General features: G+C 61.8%; 23 protein-coding genes. 11 read left to right on the forward strand and 12 right to left on the reverse strand.

The window, feature by feature from the left end:
- Positions 1–2: 2 nt before the first annotated feature.
- A complete protein-coding gene (cysK, locus tag JQ567_RS11005) occupies positions 3–980 on the reverse strand; it encodes a cysteine synthase A (protein WP_212438828.1) in 978 nt (325 codons plus the stop codon).
- Positions 981–1,214: 234 nt separating this feature from the next.
- Here cysK and JQ567_RS11010 point away from each other — a divergent pair, with 234 nt between their 5' ends.
- A complete protein-coding gene (locus JQ567_RS11010) occupies positions 1,215–1,427 on the forward strand; it encodes a hypothetical protein (RefSeq protein ID WP_192736088.1) in 213 nt (70 codons plus the stop codon).
- An 81-nt stretch (positions 1,428–1,508) separates the two neighbouring features.
- On the opposite strand, the gene tgt is transcribed toward JQ567_RS11010, so the two are convergent.
- Complete coding sequence (gene tgt, locus JQ567_RS11015; protein WP_212438829.1) at positions 1,509–2,642, reverse strand: tRNA guanosine(34) transglycosylase Tgt; 1,134 nt, start codon at positions 2,640–2,642, stop codon at positions 1,509–1,511.
- A 275-nt stretch (positions 2,643–2,917) separates the two neighbouring features.
- On the opposite strand from tgt, the gene JQ567_RS11020 reads away from it, so the two are divergent.
- The 5 genes from JQ567_RS11020 (at position 2,918) to JQ567_RS11040 (ending at position 5,823) form a co-directional block, all read left to right on the forward strand.
- Positions 2,918–3,943 (forward strand): aspartate-semialdehyde dehydrogenase, encoded by a 1,026-nt coding sequence (locus JQ567_RS11020; RefSeq protein WP_212438830.1) that lies wholly within the window; start codon positions 2,918–2,920, stop codon positions 3,941–3,943.
- 81 nt (positions 3,944–4,024) lie between these two features.
- Positions 4,025–4,300, forward strand: a complete 276-nt coding sequence (locus tag JQ567_RS39035) for a glutathione S-transferase N-terminal domain-containing protein (RefSeq protein ID WP_212438831.1) — start codon at positions 4,025–4,027, stop codon at positions 4,298–4,300.
- A gap of 110 nt (positions 4,301–4,410) precedes the next feature.
- Positions 4,411–4,686 (forward strand): glutathione binding-like protein, encoded by a 276-nt coding sequence (locus tag JQ567_RS39040; RefSeq protein WP_409363594.1) that lies wholly within the window; start codon positions 4,411–4,413, stop codon positions 4,684–4,686.
- A 148-nt stretch (positions 4,687–4,834) separates the two neighbouring features.
- A complete protein-coding gene (locus JQ567_RS11035) occupies positions 4,835–4,996 on the forward strand; it encodes a hypothetical protein (RefSeq protein ID WP_212037391.1) in 162 nt (53 codons plus the stop codon).
- 236 nt (positions 4,997–5,232) lie between these two features.
- The gene (locus tag JQ567_RS11040; protein WP_212438833.1) at positions 5,233–5,823 is read left to right on the forward strand and encodes a DedA family protein; all 591 of its coding nucleotides are present in this window, start codon (positions 5,233–5,235) and stop codon (positions 5,821–5,823) included.
- Between the two features lie 8 nt (positions 5,824–5,831).
- Here JQ567_RS11040 and queA read toward each other — a convergent pair whose 3' ends face one another.
- The 5 genes from queA to coaD all read right to left on the reverse strand — a co-directional run bounded on the left by queA (position 5,832) and on the right by coaD (position 9,042).
- Entirely contained in the window at positions 5,832–6,908 is a 1,077-nt protein-coding gene (queA, locus tag JQ567_RS11045; RefSeq protein ID WP_212438834.1) for a tRNA preQ1(34) S-adenosylmethionine ribosyltransferase-isomerase QueA, read from the reverse strand.
- A gap of 139 nt (positions 6,909–7,047) precedes the next feature.
- Positions 7,048–7,512 (reverse strand): peptidylprolyl isomerase, encoded by a 465-nt coding sequence (locus JQ567_RS11050; protein WP_212438835.1) that lies wholly within the window; start codon positions 7,510–7,512, stop codon positions 7,048–7,050.
- Positions 7,488–7,928, reverse strand: coding sequence for a hypothetical protein (locus tag JQ567_RS11055; RefSeq protein ID WP_212438836.1), 441 nt, complete (start codon positions 7,926–7,928; stop codon positions 7,488–7,490). Before JQ567_RS11055 ends, JQ567_RS11050 begins: the two co-directional genes overlap by 25 nt.
- A gap of 3 nt (positions 7,929–7,931) precedes the next feature.
- On the reverse strand, positions 7,932–8,495 hold the full coding sequence (locus tag JQ567_RS11060) for a peptidylprolyl isomerase (RefSeq protein WP_212210407.1): 564 nt from the start codon (positions 8,493–8,495) through the stop codon (positions 7,932–7,934).
- A gap of 49 nt (positions 8,496–8,544) precedes the next feature.
- Positions 8,545–9,042 (reverse strand): pantetheine-phosphate adenylyltransferase, encoded by a 498-nt coding sequence (gene coaD, locus JQ567_RS11065; RefSeq protein ID WP_212438837.1) that lies wholly within the window; start codon positions 9,040–9,042, stop codon positions 8,545–8,547.
- A gap of 356 nt (positions 9,043–9,398) precedes the next feature.
- Between coaD and JQ567_RS11070 the strand changes: the two genes are divergently transcribed.
- Entirely contained in the window at positions 9,399–9,656 is a 258-nt protein-coding gene (locus tag JQ567_RS11070) for a hypothetical protein (RefSeq protein WP_212262800.1), read from the forward strand.
- A 405-nt stretch (positions 9,657–10,061) separates the two neighbouring features.
- On the opposite strand, the gene JQ567_RS11075 is transcribed toward JQ567_RS11070, so the two are convergent.
- Complete coding sequence (locus JQ567_RS11075; RefSeq protein ID WP_212438838.1) at positions 10,062–10,268, reverse strand: hypothetical protein; 207 nt, start codon at positions 10,266–10,268, stop codon at positions 10,062–10,064.
- Positions 10,269–10,494: 226 nt separating this feature from the next.
- Between JQ567_RS11075 and JQ567_RS11080 the strand changes: the two genes are divergently transcribed.
- Positions 10,495–11,472: a phosphotransferase family protein gene (locus JQ567_RS11080; protein ID WP_212438839.1), complete on the forward strand. Its 978-nt coding sequence runs from the start codon at positions 10,495–10,497 to the stop codon at positions 11,470–11,472.
- A 93-nt stretch (positions 11,473–11,565) separates the two neighbouring features.
- Here the strand turns inward: JQ567_RS11080 and JQ567_RS11085 are convergent, their stop codons facing one another.
- Complete coding sequence (locus tag JQ567_RS11085; protein ID WP_212438840.1) at positions 11,566–12,522, reverse strand: formylglycine-generating enzyme family protein; 957 nt, start codon at positions 12,520–12,522, stop codon at positions 11,566–11,568.
- 236 nt (positions 12,523–12,758) lie between these two features.
- Here JQ567_RS11085 and JQ567_RS11090 point away from each other — a divergent pair, with 236 nt between their 5' ends.
- Positions 12,759–13,478: a hypothetical protein gene (locus JQ567_RS11090; RefSeq protein WP_212438841.1), complete on the forward strand. Its 720-nt coding sequence runs from the start codon at positions 12,759–12,761 to the stop codon at positions 13,476–13,478.
- On the opposite strand, the gene JQ567_RS11095 is transcribed toward JQ567_RS11090, so the two are convergent.
- A complete protein-coding gene (locus tag JQ567_RS11095) occupies positions 13,479–13,826 on the reverse strand; it encodes a hypothetical protein (protein WP_212438842.1) in 348 nt (115 codons plus the stop codon).
- Here JQ567_RS11095 and JQ567_RS11100 point away from each other — a divergent pair.
- Both JQ567_RS11100 and JQ567_RS11105 read left to right on the forward strand, forming a co-directional pair.
- Positions 13,811–14,167, forward strand: a complete 357-nt coding sequence (locus JQ567_RS11100) for a hypothetical protein (protein WP_249165394.1) — start codon at positions 13,811–13,813, stop codon at positions 14,165–14,167. The two genes, JQ567_RS11095 and JQ567_RS11100, sit on opposite strands and share 16 nt — an antisense overlap.
- Positions 14,168–14,281: 114 nt before the next feature.
- Complete coding sequence (locus tag JQ567_RS11105) at positions 14,282–14,923, forward strand: bifunctional 2-polyprenyl-6-hydroxyphenol methylase/3-demethylubiquinol 3-O-methyltransferase UbiG (RefSeq protein ID WP_212438843.1); 642 nt, start codon at positions 14,282–14,284, stop codon at positions 14,921–14,923.
- Positions 14,924–15,273: 350 nt separating this feature from the next.
- Here JQ567_RS11105 and gyrA read toward each other — a convergent pair whose 3' ends face one another.
- Together gyrA and JQ567_RS11115 are read right to left on the reverse strand one after the other, a co-directional pair.
- A complete protein-coding gene (gene gyrA / locus JQ567_RS11110) occupies positions 15,274–18,003 on the reverse strand; it encodes a DNA gyrase subunit A (protein WP_212438844.1) in 2,730 nt (909 codons plus the stop codon).
- Positions 18,004–18,227: 224 nt separating this feature from the next.
- On the reverse strand, positions 18,228–18,626 hold the full coding sequence (locus JQ567_RS11115) for a DUF2306 domain-containing protein (protein WP_212438845.1): 399 nt from the start codon (positions 18,624–18,626) through the stop codon (positions 18,228–18,230).
- Between the last annotated feature and the right edge of the window lie 169 nt (positions 18,627–18,795).

Below are 18,795 nucleotides of genomic sequence, written 5' to 3' on the forward strand. Positions count from 1 at the left end.
CGCTAAATTCCTTCAAACAATACGGTCGACAGATAACGTTCGGAGAATGACGGCACAATGGCGAGGATGGTCTTGCCGGCGGCCTCCGGCCGCTTGCCGATCTCAAGTGCCGCTGCGATCGCCGCGCCCGAGGAGATGCCGCCCGGAATGCCTTCGTTGCGTGCCAGCGCGCGCGACATCTCGATCGCGGTCGCCGAGTTGATCTTGACGATCTCGTCGATCACGGAACGATCCAGAATGTCCGGCACGAAGCCGGCGCCGATGCCCTGGATCTTGTGCGGCGTATGCTGTCCGCCCGACAGCACCGGGCTTTCCTCCGGCTCGACGGCGATCACCCGCAGCGAAGGCTTGCGCGGCTTCAGCACCTGGCCGACGCCGGTGATGGTGCCGCCGGTGCCGACGCCAGCGACAAAGAAATCGATATTGCCGCCGGTGTCGTTCCAGATTTCCTCCGCGGTGGTGCGGCGGTGAATTTCGGGATTGGCGAGGTTCTTGAACTGCTGCGGCATCACGGCGTTCGGCGTCGTGCGCACCAGCTCTTCGGCGGTCGCAATCGAGCCCTTCATGCCCTGCGCCGCCGGCGTCAGCACGATCTCGGCGCCGAGGAAGGCCAGCATCTTGCGCCGCTCGATCGACATCGATTCCGGCATCACCAGTTTCAACCGGTAGCCGCGCGAGGCCGCGACAAAGGCCAGCGCAATGCCGGTGTTGCCCGAGGTCGGCTCGATCAGCACGGTGTCGGCGTTGATCACGCCAGCTTTCTCCATCGCGATCACCATCGCCGCACCGATGCGGTCTTTGACGCTTGCCGCCGGGTTGAAATATTCAAGTTTAGCTAAAATGGTAGCGCTGACACCGTGGGCTTGCGGCAGTTTGCGCAAGCGGACGATCGGGGTGTCGCCAATCGCGTCAACGATGCTGTCGAACACCCGGCCCCGTCCGGGACGGTGCACTGCACCCGTGGCTGACGATGCCTCCATCAAAACACTCCTGCGGTGATAATGTGCCCGGAATTCGGGGCTCTCCTTACTTAGGAGGTGGCCGAGCTGATGCGCAAGCATGAAACGTCAGAGTCAAAAATTCGCTGCATCGCAAAATCGAAAGTTCGCCGATAACGCCGTTCGTACGCATTTGTGTTGCGACAACGTCAAATAAATCGGTTTATACTTTCGTAGTGAGTTGAGCTTCCGCTTCAGATCGCAAAGGAGGTCACGATGCCAGCAGTTGCTGAAGTCCTGTCCGTCGCGTCTAGGCCCGACCCGCGTGGCTGTGATTTACCGACCTGCCCGGTATGTGCGGACTCTATGGTGGCCGCGGAAGCTTCCGCCTACATGTATGACAACGTCATCGGTTATCTCTGGACCTGCGATACCTGCGGTTACGGCTTCGTGACCAAGCATTCGATCCGGAGGTTCGCCTGTAACTAGGCATAGCGTTTTCGAGCGAAGTGGGCCCCGGTTCGCGTAAGGAAAACGCGTCAAACTAAAAAAAACAACCACCTCTCAGCATCACCTCACAGCAATGTCACCGCGCGCCCATCCGGCGCGCGTTTGTTGTTGGAACGTCTCGAAGCTGCCGTTACCGATCGCGTCCCGCATGCCCTGCATCAGGTGCTGATAATACGCGATATTGATTTCCGACAGCAGCATCGCGCCCAGCGTCTCGCCCGACCGCACCAGATGATGGAGATAGGCGCGGGAGTATTCGCGCGTCGCCGGCCACATGCTCTCCTCGTCCAGCGGTCTGGGATCGTCGGCATGGCGGGCATTGCGCAGATTGATCTGGCCAAAGCGCGTGAATGCCATGCCGTGCCGGCCGTTACGGGTCGGCATCACGCAGTCGAACATGTCGATGCCGCGCGCTACCGCCTCCAGCAGATCCTCTGGCGTGCCGACGCCCATCAGATAGCGCGGACGATCCTGCGGCAGAAGGGGCGCGGTCTCCTCGATCATGGCAAGCATCACCGCCTGGGGTTCGCCGACCGCAAGGCCGCCGATCGCGTAGCCGTGGAACCCGATCTCGACCAGCCCGCGCGCGCTGGCGTGGCGCAGTTCGGGCACGTCGCCGCCCTGCACGATGCCGAACAGCATGTAGCCGGGAGGCGCGCTCTCGAAGGCGCGTTTTGAGCGCTCGGCCCAGCGCAACGAGAGCTGCATCGCGCGTTCGATGTCGGCGCGTCCGGCCGGCAGCCGCACGCATTCGTCCATCTGCATGGCGATGTCGGAGCCGAGCAGCCGCTGCACCTCGATCGATCGTTCCGGCGACAGCTCGACCTTGGCGCCGTCGATATGCGAGCGAAAGGTCACGGCGTGCTCTGTCACCTTGCGCAGCTCTGAAAGCGACATCACCTGGAAGCCGCCGGAATCGGTCAGCATGGGCCCCTGCCAGCCTGTGAATTTCTGCAAGCCGCCAAGGGCTGCGATCCGCTCGGCCCCCGGCCGCAGCATCAGATGGTAGGTATTGCCGAGCACGATATCAGCGCCGGCATCGCGCACCTCGCGCCAGTGCATGCCCTTCATCGCGCCCGCGGTGCCGACCGGCATGAAGGCCGGCGTCCGCACCATGCCGTGTGGGGTGGAGAGCCGGCCGAGCCGGGCCTGGCCGTTGGTGGTGAGCAGCTCGAAATGATTGGGAACGTCCATGGGTGAGCTTATGGCGTAACAGACGCGCCCTGTTCAACAGGCCATTCAGCCTCTTTTTCCCTCCAAAACCCGTTGACGGCGGCACAAGTCTCCCGCATAAGTCCGCCCCATGAACGCGACCACCAAACGTACCGCGAAAACCAAAGCACCCTTGGGGGGCTCGGGAGCCGTGCGCACGTAGTCGAACGATCGCATCATCTGAACCGAAGCCCCGCCTGAAAAGGACCGGGGCTTTTTTATTGCCTGCAGCCTACTCAAACCAAAGGAAGACGAACGTGAGCAACGATCCAGTAGTGGCCATTGTCGGCGTGACCGGCGCCGTCGGGGCCGAATTCATCGCCACCATGGACAAGCGCAATTTCCGCGTCGGCAAGCTGAAGGCGCTGGCGAGCGCGCGCTCGGCCGGCCAGACCGTCAACTTCCGTGGCGAGCAGGTGGTGATCGAAGAGCTCACCCCGCACTCCTTCCACGGCGTCGACATTGCGCTGTTCTCGGCCGGCGGCAGCATTTCGAAGAAGTATGCGCCGATCGCGGTGAAGTCCGGCGCCGTCGTGGTCGACAATTCATCCGCCTTCCGGATGGACCCGGACGTGCCGCTGGTCATTCCCGAGATCAACGCGGGCCGCATCCGCGACCACAAGGGCATCATCGCCAACCCCAACTGCTCGGCGATCACGGCGCTGGTGCCGCTGTGGCCGATCCACAGGCAAAACCACATCAAGCGCATGATCATCTCGACCTATCAGGCCGCCAGCGGTGCCGGTGCGGCGGCGATGGAGGAACTCAGGGAATCGACCCGCGCCAGCCTCGAGGGGCGGCCGTTTACGCCCAAGGTGATCCCGCTCCCCTACGCCTTCAACGTGTTCAGCCACAACACCGCGATCGATCCGGCGACCGGCTACAACGACGAAGAGACCAAGGTCATCAAGGAGACGCGGAAGATTTTCGAGGACGAGAAGATTGCGATCGGCGTCACCTGCGTGCGGGTGCCGGTGCTGCGCGCGCATTGCGAGGCCATCACTTTCGAATGCGAGCGCCCGATCTCGGAGGACGAGGTGCGCGCGATCCTGTCGAAGGCGCCGGGTGTCAAGATCGTCGATGATCGGGCGAAGAATTACTTCCCGATGCCGATCGACGCGTCAGGCCAGGACGACGTGCTGGTCGGCCGCATCCGCAAGGATCTCAGCGATCCATCAGGCCATTCGATCGCGATGTTCGTCTCGGCAGACCAGCTGTTGAAGGGCGCCGCGCTGAACGCCGTCCAGATTGCGGAGCTGCTGCCACAACGCGCGATGGCGTGAGGTGAACGCGTGGAGTAGGTTAGACGTCGCTAACCAACTCCACGCTTCGCGCATCATTTATGCGACAAAGCATGCTCGCTTTTGCTCGCGAGGAGATCGCTGATCATACGGCTTTATTACGATCCCGGCTTCATCAGCCTCGTTCCGCATATACTGCTCGAAGAAATTGCGGCTCCGTACCAGCTCATTTTTGTCAATCTGAGCGGCGGCGCGCACAAGGGACCCGATCATCTCCGACTGAATCCAAACGGTCTAATCCCGGTCCTCGTGCAGGATGATTTGGTCTTGTACGAATCCGCAGCCATCTGCCTGCATTTGGTCGATACCAATCCGGGTTTGAGCTGGCTCCGGCCATAGGGACTGGCGAACGCGCGCACTTTTATAAGTGGCTGATGTGGTCCTCAAGTACGTTACAGCCTGCATTGTCCATGTATCTGCATCCCAACAAATGGGCCAACGATCCAGCCATGTTTCCCGAGTTGCGAGCGTGTGCTGAACAGAAGGTGTATGGCTTATTCGATTTGCTCGACGGTGCGCTCGAATCTCACGGTGGCCCGTGGTTGTTGGGTGATACTTACTCGGCAGTTGACGCTTGTGCGCTTACCCTGTGTCGATGGTCACGTGGAATGCCGCGTCCGGGAGCAAGCTGGCCCCATGTCGGTCCGTACATGAATCGCATTCTGGCAAGACCTGCGGTTCAACGCGCGCTGCAACAGGAGCATTTGCAAGAACCCTGGATTTGACCGATCGCGTGCCGTCGAGCTGACGCGCCTTCGTTGCGTCGCCGGAAATGAGAAATTCCTGACATCGATGAGGGGCGCGTCGCGCCTGCTGGCTTCGCGGCGAATCGTTGGTTAAGTTCACGGTCGCTACCGAACTTGAAGGCTGACGATGCCGAAGCGAAGCTGGGCTTATCTCCTCGGGCTGGTCTTGATCTGCGCGATAGCCGGATCGTGGTACTATTATTACAAGAGCAAGTGCCACGGCATGGATGAATGCGCCGCTCAAGCCGCCGAAGGCCGGGAGCGGGACAAGCCGAGCGAGCCGCGTTGATCGACCTATGCAGGCGCGGACCAACCGACCACGCCCTCGGTCAAGCGCGCGGAACAGCGCAGATGTGCGTGGTAGGTTTCCCTGTGCTCCGGCCACGCTGCGCCCTGTGCGAATGATACGCTTCAACCCCAACCTGCCTTTTGCTTTCAAATGTTCAGGCCGCGTAGTAGCGTTCGGGCTGGTCCCCCGGTGACAGGACGTGTCACCGGGGGATAATCGTCCAAAGTGAGGCTATTTTGCTGTTTCCGACCGATCTGGCGTCGTTTCTCGATCTCATCCGCCAGCACGGCGATGCGGCCTACAGTCTCATGTTCGCTTATGCGGCCTCGCATAGCCTGCTGATCACGCTGTTCGCGGGCTACGCGGTGCATTCGGGCGCGCTGGATTTCGGCAAGCTGATCATGGTTTGCTGGTTCGGCACCTTTACCGGTGACGTGATCCGGTTCTGGATCGCGCGGCGTTATGGCACACGCTGGCTCGGATCCTTTCCGAGGCTGGAACGTGCCGTCCAGATCGCAGCCCGGCTGGCCGACCGTCACTATGCCTGGATGATCCTGTTTCATCGTTTTCCGCACGGCATACGCGGCGTCGCGGGCTTTGCGTATGGAATATCGCAACTGCCCTGGTCCACTTTCCTGGCGTTCAATTTCGTCGCCGCGGGCCTGTGGTCCTGCACCGTCGTCTCGGCCGGCTATGCCTTCGGCCAGGTCTCGGAGAAGATGATGAGCGATGCTTCCTCCGGCGTGGCCTTCGCGCTGCTGGTCGCGTTCCTCGGCCTGTCCTGGATTTTGAGCAAGAAGCTCGAGCGCGCTGTCGAACGAAGCTAAAGCGCCGATCACTCGCGCGCGCGAAACAACAGGCACGCGTCACCATAGGAATAAAACCGATAGCCGCTGGCGATCGCGTGCGCATAGGCCTGCTTCATCGTCTCCAGCCCGCTGAACGCCGACACCAGCATGAACAGTGTCGAGCGCGGCAGATGGAAGTTGGTCAGCAAAATATCGACCGCGCGAAAGCGATAGCCCGGCGTGATGAAGATCGCGGTCTCCGCGCCAAACGGCTGGATGGTGCCGTCCTCGGCGGCCGCGCTTTCCAACAACCGCAACGATGTGGTCCCGACCGCAACGATGCGGCCACCTTTGGCGCGGGCCGCATTCAAGGCAGCGGCGGTCTCGGCCGAGATCGAGCCCCATTCGGCATGCATCCGGTGTTCCGACGTTTCTTCCACCTTGACCGGCAGGAAGGTCCCTGCCCCGACATGCAGCGTTATCCGATGCAGTCCGACGCCGCGCTCGCGCAGTGCCGCCTCCAGCGCCGGCGTGAAATGCAGCCCTGCGGTGGGCGCCGCGACCGCCCCCTCATTGGCCGCGAACATGGTCTGGTAATCGGCGGCATCGCGATCGTCAGGCGTGCGCTTGGAGGCGATGTAGGGCGGCAATGGCGGCGTGCCGAGGTCGGCGATCGCCTGGTCGAGCGCAGGTCCATGAAACGAGAACGACAGCGTGATCTCGCCCTCTTCGCCCTTGGCCTCGACCTCGGCGTCGAGATGGCCGAGCAGGCAGACCTTGCCTTCATTGCCGAAGCGCACCACGTCGCCCGGCGCCAGTTTCTTGGCCGGCTTGACCAGCGCCCGCCAGCGCGAGCCGTCGAGCCGCTTGATCAGTGTTGCCTCGATCTTCGGTTCGGTCTCGCGGCCGATGCGGCGTCCCTTGAGCTGGGCCGAAATGACCTTGGTATCGTTCACGACGAGCTGGTCGCCAGGCAGCAACCAGTCCGGCAGTTCGGCCACGGCCCGGTCGTGCAACACGCCGTCCGGCTGCACCACCAGCATCCGCGCTGAATCGCGCGGGCTCGCCGGTCGCAGCGCGATGTTGGCGGCGGGCAGTTCGAAGTCGAACAGATCGGTGCGCATGGCGCAATGCGCTCCAGCGTTGCCTCTCAGCGTCATTCCGGGGCGCATCGAAGATGCGAACCCGGAATCTCGAGATTCTCAGATGTGCAATTGCACATCCCAGTTCATGCTTCGCATGCCCCGGAATGACGGCTGATGATCAGCCCGCGTCAGCCGCCATATGCGCCTTGACGATCTTGTCCGGATCCTTGACCGGCTCGCCGCGCTTGATCTTGTCGACATTCTCCATGCCTTCAGTGACCTTGCCCCAGACCGTGTACTGGCCGTTGAGGAAGGACGCGTCGTCGAAGCAGATGAAGAACTGGCTGTCGCCGGAATCCGGGCTCGCCGCGCGCGCCATCGAGGTGGTGCCGCGCACGTGCGGCTCCTTGTTGAATTCGGCCTTCAGCTTCTTGCCGGAGCCGCCGGTGCCGGTGCCTTGCGGGCAACCGGTCTGCGCCATGAAGCCGTCGATCACGCGATGGAACACGATGCCGTCGTAAAACCCTTCGCGCACCAGTTCCTTGATGCGGGCGACGTGGCCCGGCGCCAGATCCGGGCGCATCTCGATGGTGACGGGACCCTGCGTGGTTTCAAGGATCAAAGTATTTTCTGTGGCTGCCATGCTCTTCTCTCATCAGGTTTGGGTGGACGTTTGCGGGTTCGAAAAGGGACCGCCAAAGGCCGGCCGGCAACGGCACCGCCCAGTCCCTCGGTAAATGGCAACGGCGTGCAGCGTTGCAATGTTTCCATCACCGCAATGCGGTATTTGAGCCGGTCGTTATCGCTGGCGTGTTCCGATTCATAGGTAATTCTGGGCTGACCGATAATGGCGCCCGCGCGGTTGAAGCTGACGATCACGGTGATGTCGATCGGGTTAGCCTGCGACAGCGGCGGCGGCTTCCAGCACGAATTTAGCCGCACAAAGATGTCCTTGAGCGTGTCGAGTTGCAGCGGTTGCGCCGAGGCCTGCACGGTCGATACCAGGCACAACAGCAGCGCGGCAAACCCGAGGAGCGGCTTGCTGCGCGACGTTGTCATGGCTCACTTGATATCGGATGCGACTTGCACCTTCACCATTTTGTCAGGGTCGGTGACCTGTCCGCCGGACGATCCGGGCGGCGCCTTTTTCAGCTTGTCGACCACATCCATGCCGGACACGACCTCGCCGATCACGGTGTACTGGCCGTTCAGGCTCGAGCCTTCCGCGAACATGATGAAGAACTGCGAGTTCGCGGTATCGACGCTGTCGCCGCGCCGCGCCATGCCGACGATGCCGCGGGTGAACGGCACCTTGGAGAACTCCTGCTTCAGGTTCGGATATTTCGAGCCGCCGGTGCCGTTGAAGTTCTGGCCGTCGCCGGTCTGCGCCATGAAGCCGTCCATCACGCGGTGGAACGGCACGTTGTTGTAGTAGCCCTCGCGTGCCAGCTGCTTGATGCGCTCGGCATGCTGAGGCGCGAGGTCGGCCCGCAGCTTGATCACGATGCGGCCTTTCGTCGTGTCGATCACGACCGCATTGGCCTTGTCGAGATTGGCCGGCAGCGGCTGGGCGATCGCGGGAGCCGCGCAAATCAGCGCGGCGACAAAAGCGAGAATGCGGATCATGAAAACTCCGGGATCGAGAGAGTAAGGCGTTGGGAGCACGCGATGCGCGCTAGCTGGCGAATTTGGCCTTGAGCTTGGCTGCGATCGAGGGCGGCACGAACGCGGAAAAGTCGCCGCCCATGCCCGCGATTTGGCGTACCAGTGTGGCGGTGATCGGGCGGACCGCGGGTGACGCCGGGACGAACACCGTATGCACCTCAGGCGCCATGGTCTGGTTCATGCCGGCAAGCTGCATCTCGTAGTCCAGATCGGTGCCGTCGCGCAGGCCCCGAATCATGATGGTGGCGCGGGCCGCCCGGGCCGCCGCGACCGTCAGATTGTCGTAGGTGGAGGCCTCAAAGGCGCAACCGGCGCTCTTCGCGATGGGCGCGCATACCTCCTTGAGCATCTCCAGGCGTTCCTCGGTCGAAAACAGCGACTTTTTGCCGGGATGGACGGCAACGGCGACGATCAGCCGGTCGCACAGGGTCACAGCGTGCTGGACCACGTCCAGATGGCCGTTGGTGACGGGGTCAAAAGAGCCGGGATAGAGCGCGATACGGGGCATAGAACCCTCCTAACCCGCCCCGGGCGGCCCGGCAAGCGGGCCAGTTTCTTGTTTTGACGCGTTTTCTTCACGCAAACCGGTACCCACCCCGGATCAAGCCCGGGCAGGCTTCGCTCGAAAACGCTCCGGTTCCCCGCAGACCCGCCTTTTTATTTGGGATCGGCCAATGAACCACTGTTGGGGTCGGCGCGTCTGCTTAGGCGAGCCGGCAATGTTTCGTCCCTCCGGGGCGACGAAACAAAACTCGGCCCTGACGAAACCATTTTCGGGCTTGGCGAAGACACCCGGAAACGCCGCCTAGGTACACATCCATCCAACGAAACGACGGGCCGAACGGCCCATGACAGGGGACCGTCATGATCAAGGCACTTTCCGCAATCACCTTTGCCGCGCTCATCGCCACCGCATTGACCATTTTGCCCGGCTTTGCCCCCTCGGTTGAAGCCAGCGTGCCGCAGGCGCTTGCCAAGGGTGACCGCCTCGACATCCGCACCGTCGGCAAGGATTGCTCGCAGCAGGCTTGGCCGAATTTCGAGGCTTCCTGCCTCCGCGCCGCCGGTTCCAAGTCGTTGATCCGGGAAGCGCGCCTGGTTACCGCCGACCGCACCCCATAAGGGCGCCGGCCTACCGATTTAGCCGTCAGATTGCTCTGATTTGAAGTCCTCGGGATGCCCCCCGAGGACTTCGGCGTTTAGGGCGGCAGCTTCCATTTCCAGGAAGGATCATTGCTGCGATCGACGTGCTCGGGCCCTGTCATCCCAGCGGCTCAGCATTTGAGCGAGATCGCCATGCGCCTGTTTGGCGGGAGCCTGGTTGGTATTCGCGGGATGCGGCCGTCCCGCCTCTACGTAGTTCTTCCATCTGCGGGCGCTCTCACGCCGTTTTCGGGACATACGGTCACGCGTATAATATCCAGCAGCGTAGGCCACCCCGAGCAAAACCAAAATAGCAACGACGTCCAGCATCTCACGTGCTCCGCGCGCAGGGCTTGAGGGGGCCGGACAGAGAACCGGGCATGATCAAGCAATCATCCAGATCATGACCTTCCAGAACGAAAGGCCGAGCAAGTACAACCACCCCGTCATCACGGGAACGACGAGCGCAGCGTAAAGTGCGGCGACGAACACGCTGCCGAGATCGGATCGGCCCGCAGTCTCTACACGGCTTTCCTCGACGCCTGCATGACGCGGCTCTCTATCGATTGTGACGCTCGAGTATGCCGACATGATTGAGTTCCACAACTTTATCGCGACCGCCAGCCGGCGGTCGAGGTAGCGGCGACGTTTGGCAAAAGTTTGATGCGGTGGAACCAGGCTCTCGAATGCCGCAGCATTCCCGGGCGCTGCACACGTTTTCGTGCGTGCTGGCCCCGACGCGGCGAGAATTTTCCCGGGTTGTGCTTCGCCTCACCCGTGCTACTCGCTTGGCAAAGAAGTCGCCGGAATCGACGCCATGCCGGATAATGCACCAACGCCGCTAAAGCCGCGGCTGGCAATCTCGATCGACCAGGCGCGGGCGATCACGGGTCGCCTCGCTCCCCATTCTTCCGTCGTAGCCGCCACCGAACTGCGCGGCGGAGAGATGAGCGCGATATTCGAGATCACGCTGACAGATTCCTCTTCCTGCATTCTCAAAGTCTATCCGGCGTCGATGGCGTGGAAGATGGCGAAAGAGGTCCACGTGCTGGGCCTCCTGCTAGATATCAGCACGCCTGTTCCCCGCATCCTCATTGCCGACGATACGCGGTCGGTCATCGACCTCAATTTCGTCCTGATGAACAAGCTCGACGGACTGGTGCTGGGCAGGCATGAGGCGGAACTGCCAGACGCCGAGCTGTTTGCGATCTACGCCGAGATGGGCGCGAGCTTGCGCGAGATCAACAAGATCACGCTCGACGGCTTCGGTTATATCGGCCCGAACGGCGTCTGGACGCCTCAGGCCACCAACCGCAACTACATGTCCTCCCAGTTCGAGCGGAAGCTGACGGAGTTTGGCGAGCGCGGCGGCGATCCCGCGCTGGCCGAGCGGCTCAGGGTCAGCATTGCCGCGCGCCGGCACCTGCTCGACGGAGCGATCGCCCCTCGCCTTTGTCACTACGATCTTCACGCCGGAAACGTGCTGGTGACCGCGAGCCGCGCACCGCTTCTGTCCGGCATCGTCGATTTCGAAAACGCCACAGCCGGCGATCCGCTGATGGATATTGCCAAGGCGCTCTATTACTTCAAACCGCAGGAAAAGCCGCAGGACGCACTGAAGCGGTCGGGATTGCTTGCCGGATATGGCGTCATCGAGCGCCCGAACTGGCAGGACACAATCGACCTCTACCGGCTCTGCTGTACGCTGGAGCTATGGTGCTGGAAGGCGCAGTTCGGCATGCGCGACGGGCTTGCCGAACTCACCCGAGAGTTGGAGAGCGTCGATTGGCGCTAGCCGCCCGTGGCGCCGTGAAGCCATCGAAGAATGCTACCAGTGGCCCGTGGCCATTGAGCGGAAGAACGTCCTGGCTACGGCGCCACCAGCGGCTCACGGCCTCATTGTCCTGGCTACGCGGAATCCGAGCGTATCGAACTGAACCTTGCGGTGACGTGCGAAGCGAACCGCTGCCCGAACCAGTTCCGTCTCGTTGTGCCAGGATGCACCGCGAATGGTCCGATAATCGCGATCGCCCTCGATCCATGCCGAACCGTCCGCGGGCGCGCCGTAGTAACTGTCGTGCCAAACGTCTTCAGTCCATTCCCACACATTGCCGTGCATGTCGTTCAGGCCGAAGGCGTTGGGCTTGAACGATCCAACGGGCGCGGTCTGCAAGCTCCACTTATCGCTGCAGCCGGCGCAGTTGGCGTTTTCCGCGCCGGGTTCATCGCCCCAGGCGTAGCGGCCGCTGGCACCGGCGCGCGCGGCGTATTCCCATTCAGCCTCGGTCGGCAATCGATACTCTCTCCCGGTCAATTGCGAAAGCCAACTCACATACTGCCTGGCATCGTCCCAGCTCACATTGACCACCGGCATCGCGTCACGACCCCATGCATCGGTTGCGCGCGCACACGCCGAGGCGGCCACGCAAGCGTCCCATTGCTCGAACGTCACCTCGAATCTGGAAAGGGCGAAAGGTACGCGAAATATCACTTCGTGCTGCGGACCTTCGCTGGTCCTACGGTCCGGTTCGTGATCGGGTGAGCCCATCATGAACCTGCCCGCGGGGATCACAACCATCACCGGGCATTCGCGCGCGCATTCTCTGAACTCAGAGCCCGACGTTGACACCATTGCTCTCTCTGCGTCGGCGGAAAGCACAGTCGGCTGCGGAGCGGAACGGTGCGGTCCGATGGCTTCCTGTGCGATGAGGCGTGCATAGGGGAATTGAGCCCCTGCAAGCAGCAGTGCAGAGAGACCAATCAGGATTCCCTTTGTCGCAGCGCGCGGCTGTCGCTTTCGAGCCAAGACGGCCAGAAAGGTCAACATGGCTTCCAGGCGATCCATCGAATCTACGTCCACAATTCGAAAGGATAGCTCTCAATCTGTCATATCGCGGCAAGTTCAGACGGCATAACTTAGAGCCGCACAAAGGGGTATGTCCACGAGCACCACTACCCGGGGGCGCCGCCCTCGTTACCGGCGGGCCCACAAATATCGGCGCTACCAATGCCGACTGCCTAACCAGACCGAACTTCGGCCTGATCCTGACCGATTTCTCTTGAGGATTGGAGACGAAAGCCATGAACGATCTGCTTGCGAAAGTTCTCGATGCGCACGGCGGTCTGGAGCGCTGGCAAGGATACAATAAGGTTGAGGCCACCATGGTCACAGGCGGAGGCCTCTTTCCCCTCAAAGGCCTGTCGCAGGATAGCAATCCGCGGCGCATGACCGTGTGGCTGCATGAGGAGCGCTCTTCCGTCACGCCGTTCGGGGCTCCCGATCAGCGGACGATGTTCACGCCGGATCGGATCGCCATCGAGAAGCTCGACGGTACGCTGGTCGCCGAGCGATACGCGCCTCGGGATTCGTTCGCGGGCCACCAGATGCACACACCCTGGGATCCGCTGCACCGTGCCTACTTCAACGGCGAAGCCGTGTGGACATATCTGACGACGCCATTCCTGCTGGCGATGGACGGTGTCCGTGTCGAAGAGACCGAGGCCTGGCGCGAGGGGCCCGAGACCTGGCGCGTGCTGCGCGCCCACTTCCCCGGCCGGATGGAAACCCACTGCATGGTGCAGGACTTCTTCTTCGGCGAGGACATGATGCTGCGCCGTCATGATTACAGCGTGAACATCGCGGGCGGCTTTCCGGCCGCGCAACTCACGTCCGCGCATATCGAAGCAGACGGTATTCGCCTCCCGAGCGTGCGGCGCGCCTACGCACGCGGTCCCGATCGCAGGCCCGTCACGGACATGCTGTTGGTCTCAATCGATTTCAGTGCGATCGCCTTCACGTAGTCATCCGCCGGTCGAGGCCGCAGCGATCGCGCGCTGAGGTTCCACATTGAAACAAAAATTGATCGAATAAGGCAAAATAGCGGGGATATTTCCCAAAAGCGTCTTGATTTCCCGCTCCGCTTTTGGCGGGGCGCGTTTTTGTTTGATGGGTAAGAAGACATGACCGATCAACAATTGACTGTTCAGGCGATTAGCGAAGCGCAACGCATACTGGAAGAATACCTTCGGCCCCGGCCGCAGAACAATGAGCGTATCCTCGACAGCTTGGTGGAAGTTCTCGACCGCCCCGATTTGGTGGTCGCTGTAAGCCGCCTGCAGCAACAAGTGCGCAAATGAGAAAACTGCCACCAATCGCCTTGGCCGTTTGGATTGTTATGCTCTTGCCAGTTGGGATGCCAAACGCGCAGGCCAAACAACAATGCAGCGCCGCGACGCCTTCAAATACGCACGGGCGGTGGTGGTCCTATCGTCTGATCGATGGACGAAAGTGCTGGTACGAAGGCAAGCCCATGCTTTCGAAATCGTTGCTGGAATGGCCAAAGGAAGCATCCCCGCAACCCGTTTCCGCCGCAAAAGTCACAACCGCGGTCACGGAGAAGCCTGGCAATCCATTGGACTCGCAAGCCTGGGCACTGAAAGACTTTGATACTTTCGAAGCGCGATGGCGCGAAAGGGTGAGCATGCAGTAGGCGCTGCCGCCAAAGGCAAGGCTTGAAGCGCCGGGATCTCGCCAACGCGCCACGGACATTTAGTTCTTGGCGACTGGGAAGATTGCTTGTCTTTCAACCAAGCGGAAACCAGCCATGCGAACGGCTGCAGATTTCAATCTCTATTACGCGAACCCTGACCCCTGGCATATTTCCCACGCCCAATTCAGGGACAGGGTCTTGCGCCGATGCCTGAAGCCATTCATCCGGGACAAATCCGTTCTTGAACTCGGCTGCGGCGAAGGCCACTTGACGCAAGCTATCTTTGGCAAGGCACGATCGGTGGTTGGCATCGACATCAGCGATGTAGCAATTGCTCGCGCCAAATCGCTAAACCTGCCAAATGCCAGATTTGAAAGCGCTGATTTTTTGCAAGCCTCATTCGAGGGGTACGACGTGATCGCAGCCCTCGAATGCGTCTACTATCTGTCCCTACCGGAGCGAGAAGCGTTCTTGGAGAAAGTCGCCAAGGAACATTCTGGCAAGATACTTTTGCTTTCGGGTCCAATCGTCGACTACAGAAGACACTTCGGTCACAGGCGATTGATGCATGAGTTCACGACTCTGGGGTTCGCTCCCCTTAAATTTCATAACCTGTCCGTATATTGGTATCCGCCTTCATCTCGAATTATCGCCAGCCTAATCAAGCTGCCACTTGGACACACCTTGCTCGACTGGATACCAGAGTCGATGATCTATCAAAGGCTATACGCGCTTCGAGCACCGAAGCAGCACTGACTCGGTTGTTCGATTTGGTCCCAGTTGCAGACATTCGGCACCGATCAAATTTTACGCTCCGTTCAGCACCGTCGGGTCATGCCGCCATCGAAGAACGCGGCCAGCGGACCGTAGCCCTTGAGCTGCAGGACGTGCGCCACAAACTGGTCCGGCCACACGATCACCATGCACCCTGCTTCGCGATCGATGCCGCGCGCTGTTCCGGGCGGCTCCGGCGGAAGTCGCAACGAAGAAACAGCGGCGCGCGGCGAACCGACGCGATTAACGAGCGCCCGGCAATCTCGCTTCCGTCAAGCTCGCCTCGAGCCGAATTTGGCTCCGCTGAAATGAGACCGCGCCCTGACAGGGCGCTAGCCGCCATTCCCGTTCTCGCCATTCTCGCCGTCGTCGCCGATATGCTCGACGGAGACCACGTGCTCGTCCTCGGCGGTGTCGAACACGATCACGCCTTGCGTCGAGCGCCCTGCGATGCGGATGCCCTCGACCGGGCAGCGGATCAACTGGCCCTTGTCGGTCACCAGCATGATCTGATCGCTATCCTCGACCGGGAACGAGGCCACCAGCTTGCCGTTGCGGTTGTTGACCGACATCGCGACGATGCCTTTGCCGCCGCGCCCCGTGGTGCGGTATTCGTAGGAAGAAGTGCGCTTGCCGTAACCGTTGACGGAAACGGTCAGCACCACCTGCTCCTGCGCCGACATTTCGGCATAGCGCTCCTGGGAGAGCTGGAGCGTACCTGACGTCTCCTCGGCCTCGACATCGGCGGGCTCTTCGGCGCCGGTCTCGCCGGCCACCGCGCGGCGCATCTTCTGGTACGCCGACCGCTCGTCCGAGGTGGTCTCGACATGGCGCAGGATCGACAGCGAGATCAGCTTGTCGTTCTCGGCAAGCGCAATGCCGCGCACGCCCATCGAGGTGCGGCCGGTAAAGACGCGCACATCGGTGACGGGGAAGCGGATGCACTGGCCGCCGGCGGCGGTCAGCAGCACGTCGTCGCGCTCGGTGCAGATCTGCACGTCGACGATCGCCTCGCCCTCGTCGAGCTTCATGGCGATGATGCCGGAACGGCGGACATCGACGAAGTCGGAGAGCTTGTTGCGGCGGACGTTGCCGCCGGTGGTGGCGAACATCACGTCGAGATTGCCCCAGGAGGATTCATCCTCCGGCAGCGGCATGATGGTGGTGATGCGTTCGCCCTGCTCCAGCGGCAGGATGTTGATCAGCGCCTTGCCACGCGCGTTCGGCGCCGCCATCGGCAGCCGCCAGACCTTTTCCTTGTAGACCTGGCCGCGCGAGGAGAAGAACAGCACCGGCGTATGCGTCGAGGCCACGAACAGCCGGCTGACAAAATCCTCGTCGCGGGTCTGCATGCCCGCGCGGCCCTTGCCGCCGCGGCGCTGCGCCCGGTAGGCCGACAGCGGCACGCGCTTGACGTAGCCGGCATGCGAGACCGTGACCACCATGTCTTCGCGCTGGATCAGGTCCTCGTCCTCGACCTCGTCTTCCTGCTCCATGATGACGGTTTTGCGCGGGGTGGCGAAATCGGCCTTCACCTCTGCGAGTTCGGCCTTGACGATGGCCTGCACCCGCGCACGCGAGCGCAGAATCTCGAGATAGTCGGCGATCTCCAGTGCGAGCTTGTCGAGCTCTTCGGAAATCTCCTCGCGGCCCAGCGCAGTCAGGCGCTGCAGGCGGAGGTCGAGAATGGCCTTGGCCTGCTCGAACGACAGCCGCGCGGTACCATCGGCCGCCATCCGGTGCCGAGGATCGTCGATCAGCGTGATCATCGCCTCGACATCCCGCGCCGGCCAGTCCCGCGCCATCAGGCTGTCGCGGGCGGTGGTGGGATCCGGCGAAGCGCGGATCACGCGAATGATCTCGTCGATATTTGCGACGGCGATGGCCAGTCCGACCAGGATATGGGCGCGGTCGCGGGCCTTGTTGAGCAGGAACTTGGTGCGGCGCGTGATGACCTGCTCGCGGAACGCGATGAACAGCGTCAGCAGGTCCTTCAGGTTCATGGTCAGCGGGCGGCCGGAATCCAGCGCCAGCATGTTGGCCGGGAAATTCGATTGCAGCGGCGTGAAACGATAGAGCTGGTTCAGAACGACATCCGGCACCGCTTCACGTTTCAGTTCCACGACGACGCGCAGGCCCTCGCGGGACGATTCATCGCGCAGGTCGGATACGCCCTCGATCTTCTTCTCGCGCACCAGTTCGCCGATGCGCTCCACCATGGTGGCCTTGTTCACCTGGTAGGGAATTTCGGTGATGATGATCGCTTCGCGATCCTTGCGGATGGTGTCGATCGCGACCTTGCCGCGCATCATGATCGAGCCGCGGCCGAGGTGATAGGCCGAACGGATGCCCTGGCGGCCGAGGATGATGCCGCCGGTCGGAAAATCGGGGCCGGGTACGATGTTGATGAGGTCGTCAATCCCGAGCGCGGGGTTGTCGATCAGCGCCGTGCAGGCGTCGATGACTTCGCCGAGATTGTGCGGGGGGATATTGGTCGCCATGCCGACGGCGATGCCGCCGGCGCCGTTGACGAGGAGGTTCGGGAACTTGGCCGGCAGAACCGACGGCTCCCGCTCCGAATTGTCGTAGTTGGCCTGGAAGTCGACGGTGTCCTTGTCGATGTCGCCGAGCACGGCGAGCGCCGATTTCGTCAGGCGCGCTTCGGTATAGCGGTAGGCCGCCGGGGGATCGCCGTCGACCGAGCCGAAGTTCCCCTGCCCGTCGATCAGCGGCACGCGCATGGAGAATTCCTGCGCCATCCGGACCATCGCGTCGTAAATCGACTGGTCGCCGTGCGGATGATACTTACCGATCACGTCACCGACGACGCGCGCGGATTTGACGTATTTCTTGTCCGGCGTGTGCCCCTGCTCGTACATCGAGTACAGAATGCGGCGGTGCACGGGCTTGAGGCCGTCGCGGGCATCCGGCAGCGCACGCGCCACGATCACGCTCATGGCGTAATCGAGGTAGGAGCGCTTCATCTCGTCCAGAATGGAAACGGGACGAATATCGGAAGGCGCCGGCGGCTCGCCGGGCTTGTTCTCATCGTTGTCAGACAAAGGGGAATCCGGTCAGTTCTAGGCTGGGAATCATATAGCGTATCGGGGGGCTTTTAACCACCCCAAGGCGCTCCCGGCCAGCTGTTTTTCCCTTCGTTTTTTCATGGACTTACAGGACCCGCGGCGCCCTTCAGGCAAGTCATCGCGCCAGCCATTTCCGGGCCCCCGATACGGCCGTCTCCGGGACCAAATATGCTGGTCGAAACCGGTGTTGTTCGTTTCGCCTACTGGCCGAAAACCACCGCATGCATGATCCGCCCGGGAACGAAGGTAAACAGCCCGGCAACAACCAGCGCGCCCGCAAAGATCGAGATCATCGTGATCTTGTGGCCGCGGACCTTGTGCCGGCGCGCGTACCACACGCCGAGCACCAGCATGATCGGCGTGAAGATCGACAGCAGATGGATCGGGCTCCAGGGACCCAGCAGCCTGATCTCGTGAATCCAGAACGAGGAGATCGCGACCACGGCCATCAGGCCAACCCAGATCCAGCCAAGCGTCCGGTGCGGCAGCGTTCCCTTCGGGGCCGCGAACTGGACGACGCCCAGAGCGAACGCCGCCATCGCCGCAAAGGCATGAAGCGGGATCGCGGGGGCGGCATCCAGCAGCGGCGCGAGGCTCATGACGGACGCTCCCCCAAGGCTCCATCCGGCGACGGCCCGCCTGATCGCCGAACGCGAGACGAAAAACGTTAAATCAATGTCCTAATGTAAATATCATTAACATAGGTGCGAGTCAAAATGCTGCGACGCACAATCATGTGCTCGTAGAATCAATCCGTTGGATCCGATC

Origin of the sequence: Bradyrhizobium sp. AUGA SZCCT0431 (assembly GCF_018131065.1) — a bacterium.
Classification (GTDB): domain Bacteria; phylum Pseudomonadota; class Alphaproteobacteria; order Rhizobiales; family Xanthobacteraceae; genus Bradyrhizobium.

Excerpts from the sequence above, each read along its gene's own strand:
- cysK (WP_212438828.1), bottom strand. The coding sequence starts at position 980 with ATGGAGGCATCGTCAGCCACGGGTGCAGTGCACCGTCCCGGACGGGGC.
- queA (WP_212438834.1), bottom strand. The coding sequence starts at position 6,908 with ATGCGCACCGATCTGTTCGACTTCGAACTGCCCGCCGCCAACATCGCG.
- JQ567_RS11100 (WP_249165394.1), top strand. The coding sequence starts at position 13,811 with ATGAGAAAACTGCCACCAATCGCCTTGGCCGTTTGGATTGTTATGCTC.
- JQ567_RS11070 (WP_212262800.1), top strand. The coding sequence starts at position 9,399 with ATGATCAAGGCACTTTCCGCAATCACCTTTGCCGCGCTCATCGCCACC.
- JQ567_RS11115 (WP_212438845.1), bottom strand. The coding sequence starts at position 18,626 with ATGAGCCTCGCGCCGCTGCTGGATGCCGCCCCCGCGATCCCGCTTCAT.
- coaD (WP_212438837.1), bottom strand. The coding sequence starts at position 9,042 with ATGCCCCGTATCGCGCTCTATCCCGGCTCTTTTGACCCCGTCACCAAC.
- JQ567_RS11050 (WP_212438835.1), bottom strand. The coding sequence starts at position 7,512 with ATGGCAGCCACAGAAAATACTTTGATCCTTGAAACCACGCAGGGTCCC.
- JQ567_RS11085 (WP_212438840.1), bottom strand. The coding sequence starts at position 12,522 with ATGGATCGCCTGGAAGCCATGTTGACCTTTCTGGCCGTCTTGGCTCGA.
- JQ567_RS11055 (WP_212438836.1), bottom strand. The coding sequence starts at position 7,928 with ATGACAACGTCGCGCAGCAAGCCGCTCCTCGGGTTTGCCGCGCTGCTG.
- JQ567_RS11080 (WP_212438839.1), top strand. The coding sequence starts at position 10,495 with ATGCCGGATAATGCACCAACGCCGCTAAAGCCGCGGCTGGCAATCTCG.
- JQ567_RS11075 (WP_212438838.1), bottom strand. The coding sequence starts at position 10,268 with ATGTCGGCATACTCGAGCGTCACAATCGATAGAGAGCCGCGTCATGCA.
- JQ567_RS11105 (WP_212438843.1), top strand. The coding sequence starts at position 14,282 with ATGCGAACGGCTGCAGATTTCAATCTCTATTACGCGAACCCTGACCCC.
- JQ567_RS11010 (WP_192736088.1), top strand. The coding sequence starts at position 1,215 with ATGCCAGCAGTTGCTGAAGTCCTGTCCGTCGCGTCTAGGCCCGACCCG.
- tgt (WP_212438829.1), bottom strand. The coding sequence starts at position 2,642 with ATGGACGTTCCCAATCATTTCGAGCTGCTCACCACCAACGGCCAGGCC.
- JQ567_RS11090 (WP_212438841.1), top strand. The coding sequence starts at position 12,759 with ATGAACGATCTGCTTGCGAAAGTTCTCGATGCGCACGGCGGTCTGGAG.
- JQ567_RS11060 (WP_212210407.1), bottom strand. The coding sequence starts at position 8,495 with ATGATCCGCATTCTCGCTTTTGTCGCCGCGCTGATTTGCGCGGCTCCC.
- JQ567_RS11035 (WP_212037391.1), top strand. The coding sequence starts at position 4,835 with ATGCCGAAGCGAAGCTGGGCTTATCTCCTCGGGCTGGTCTTGATCTGC.
- JQ567_RS39040 (WP_409363594.1), top strand. The coding sequence starts at position 4,411 with ATGTTTCCCGAGTTGCGAGCGTGTGCTGAACAGAAGGTGTATGGCTTA.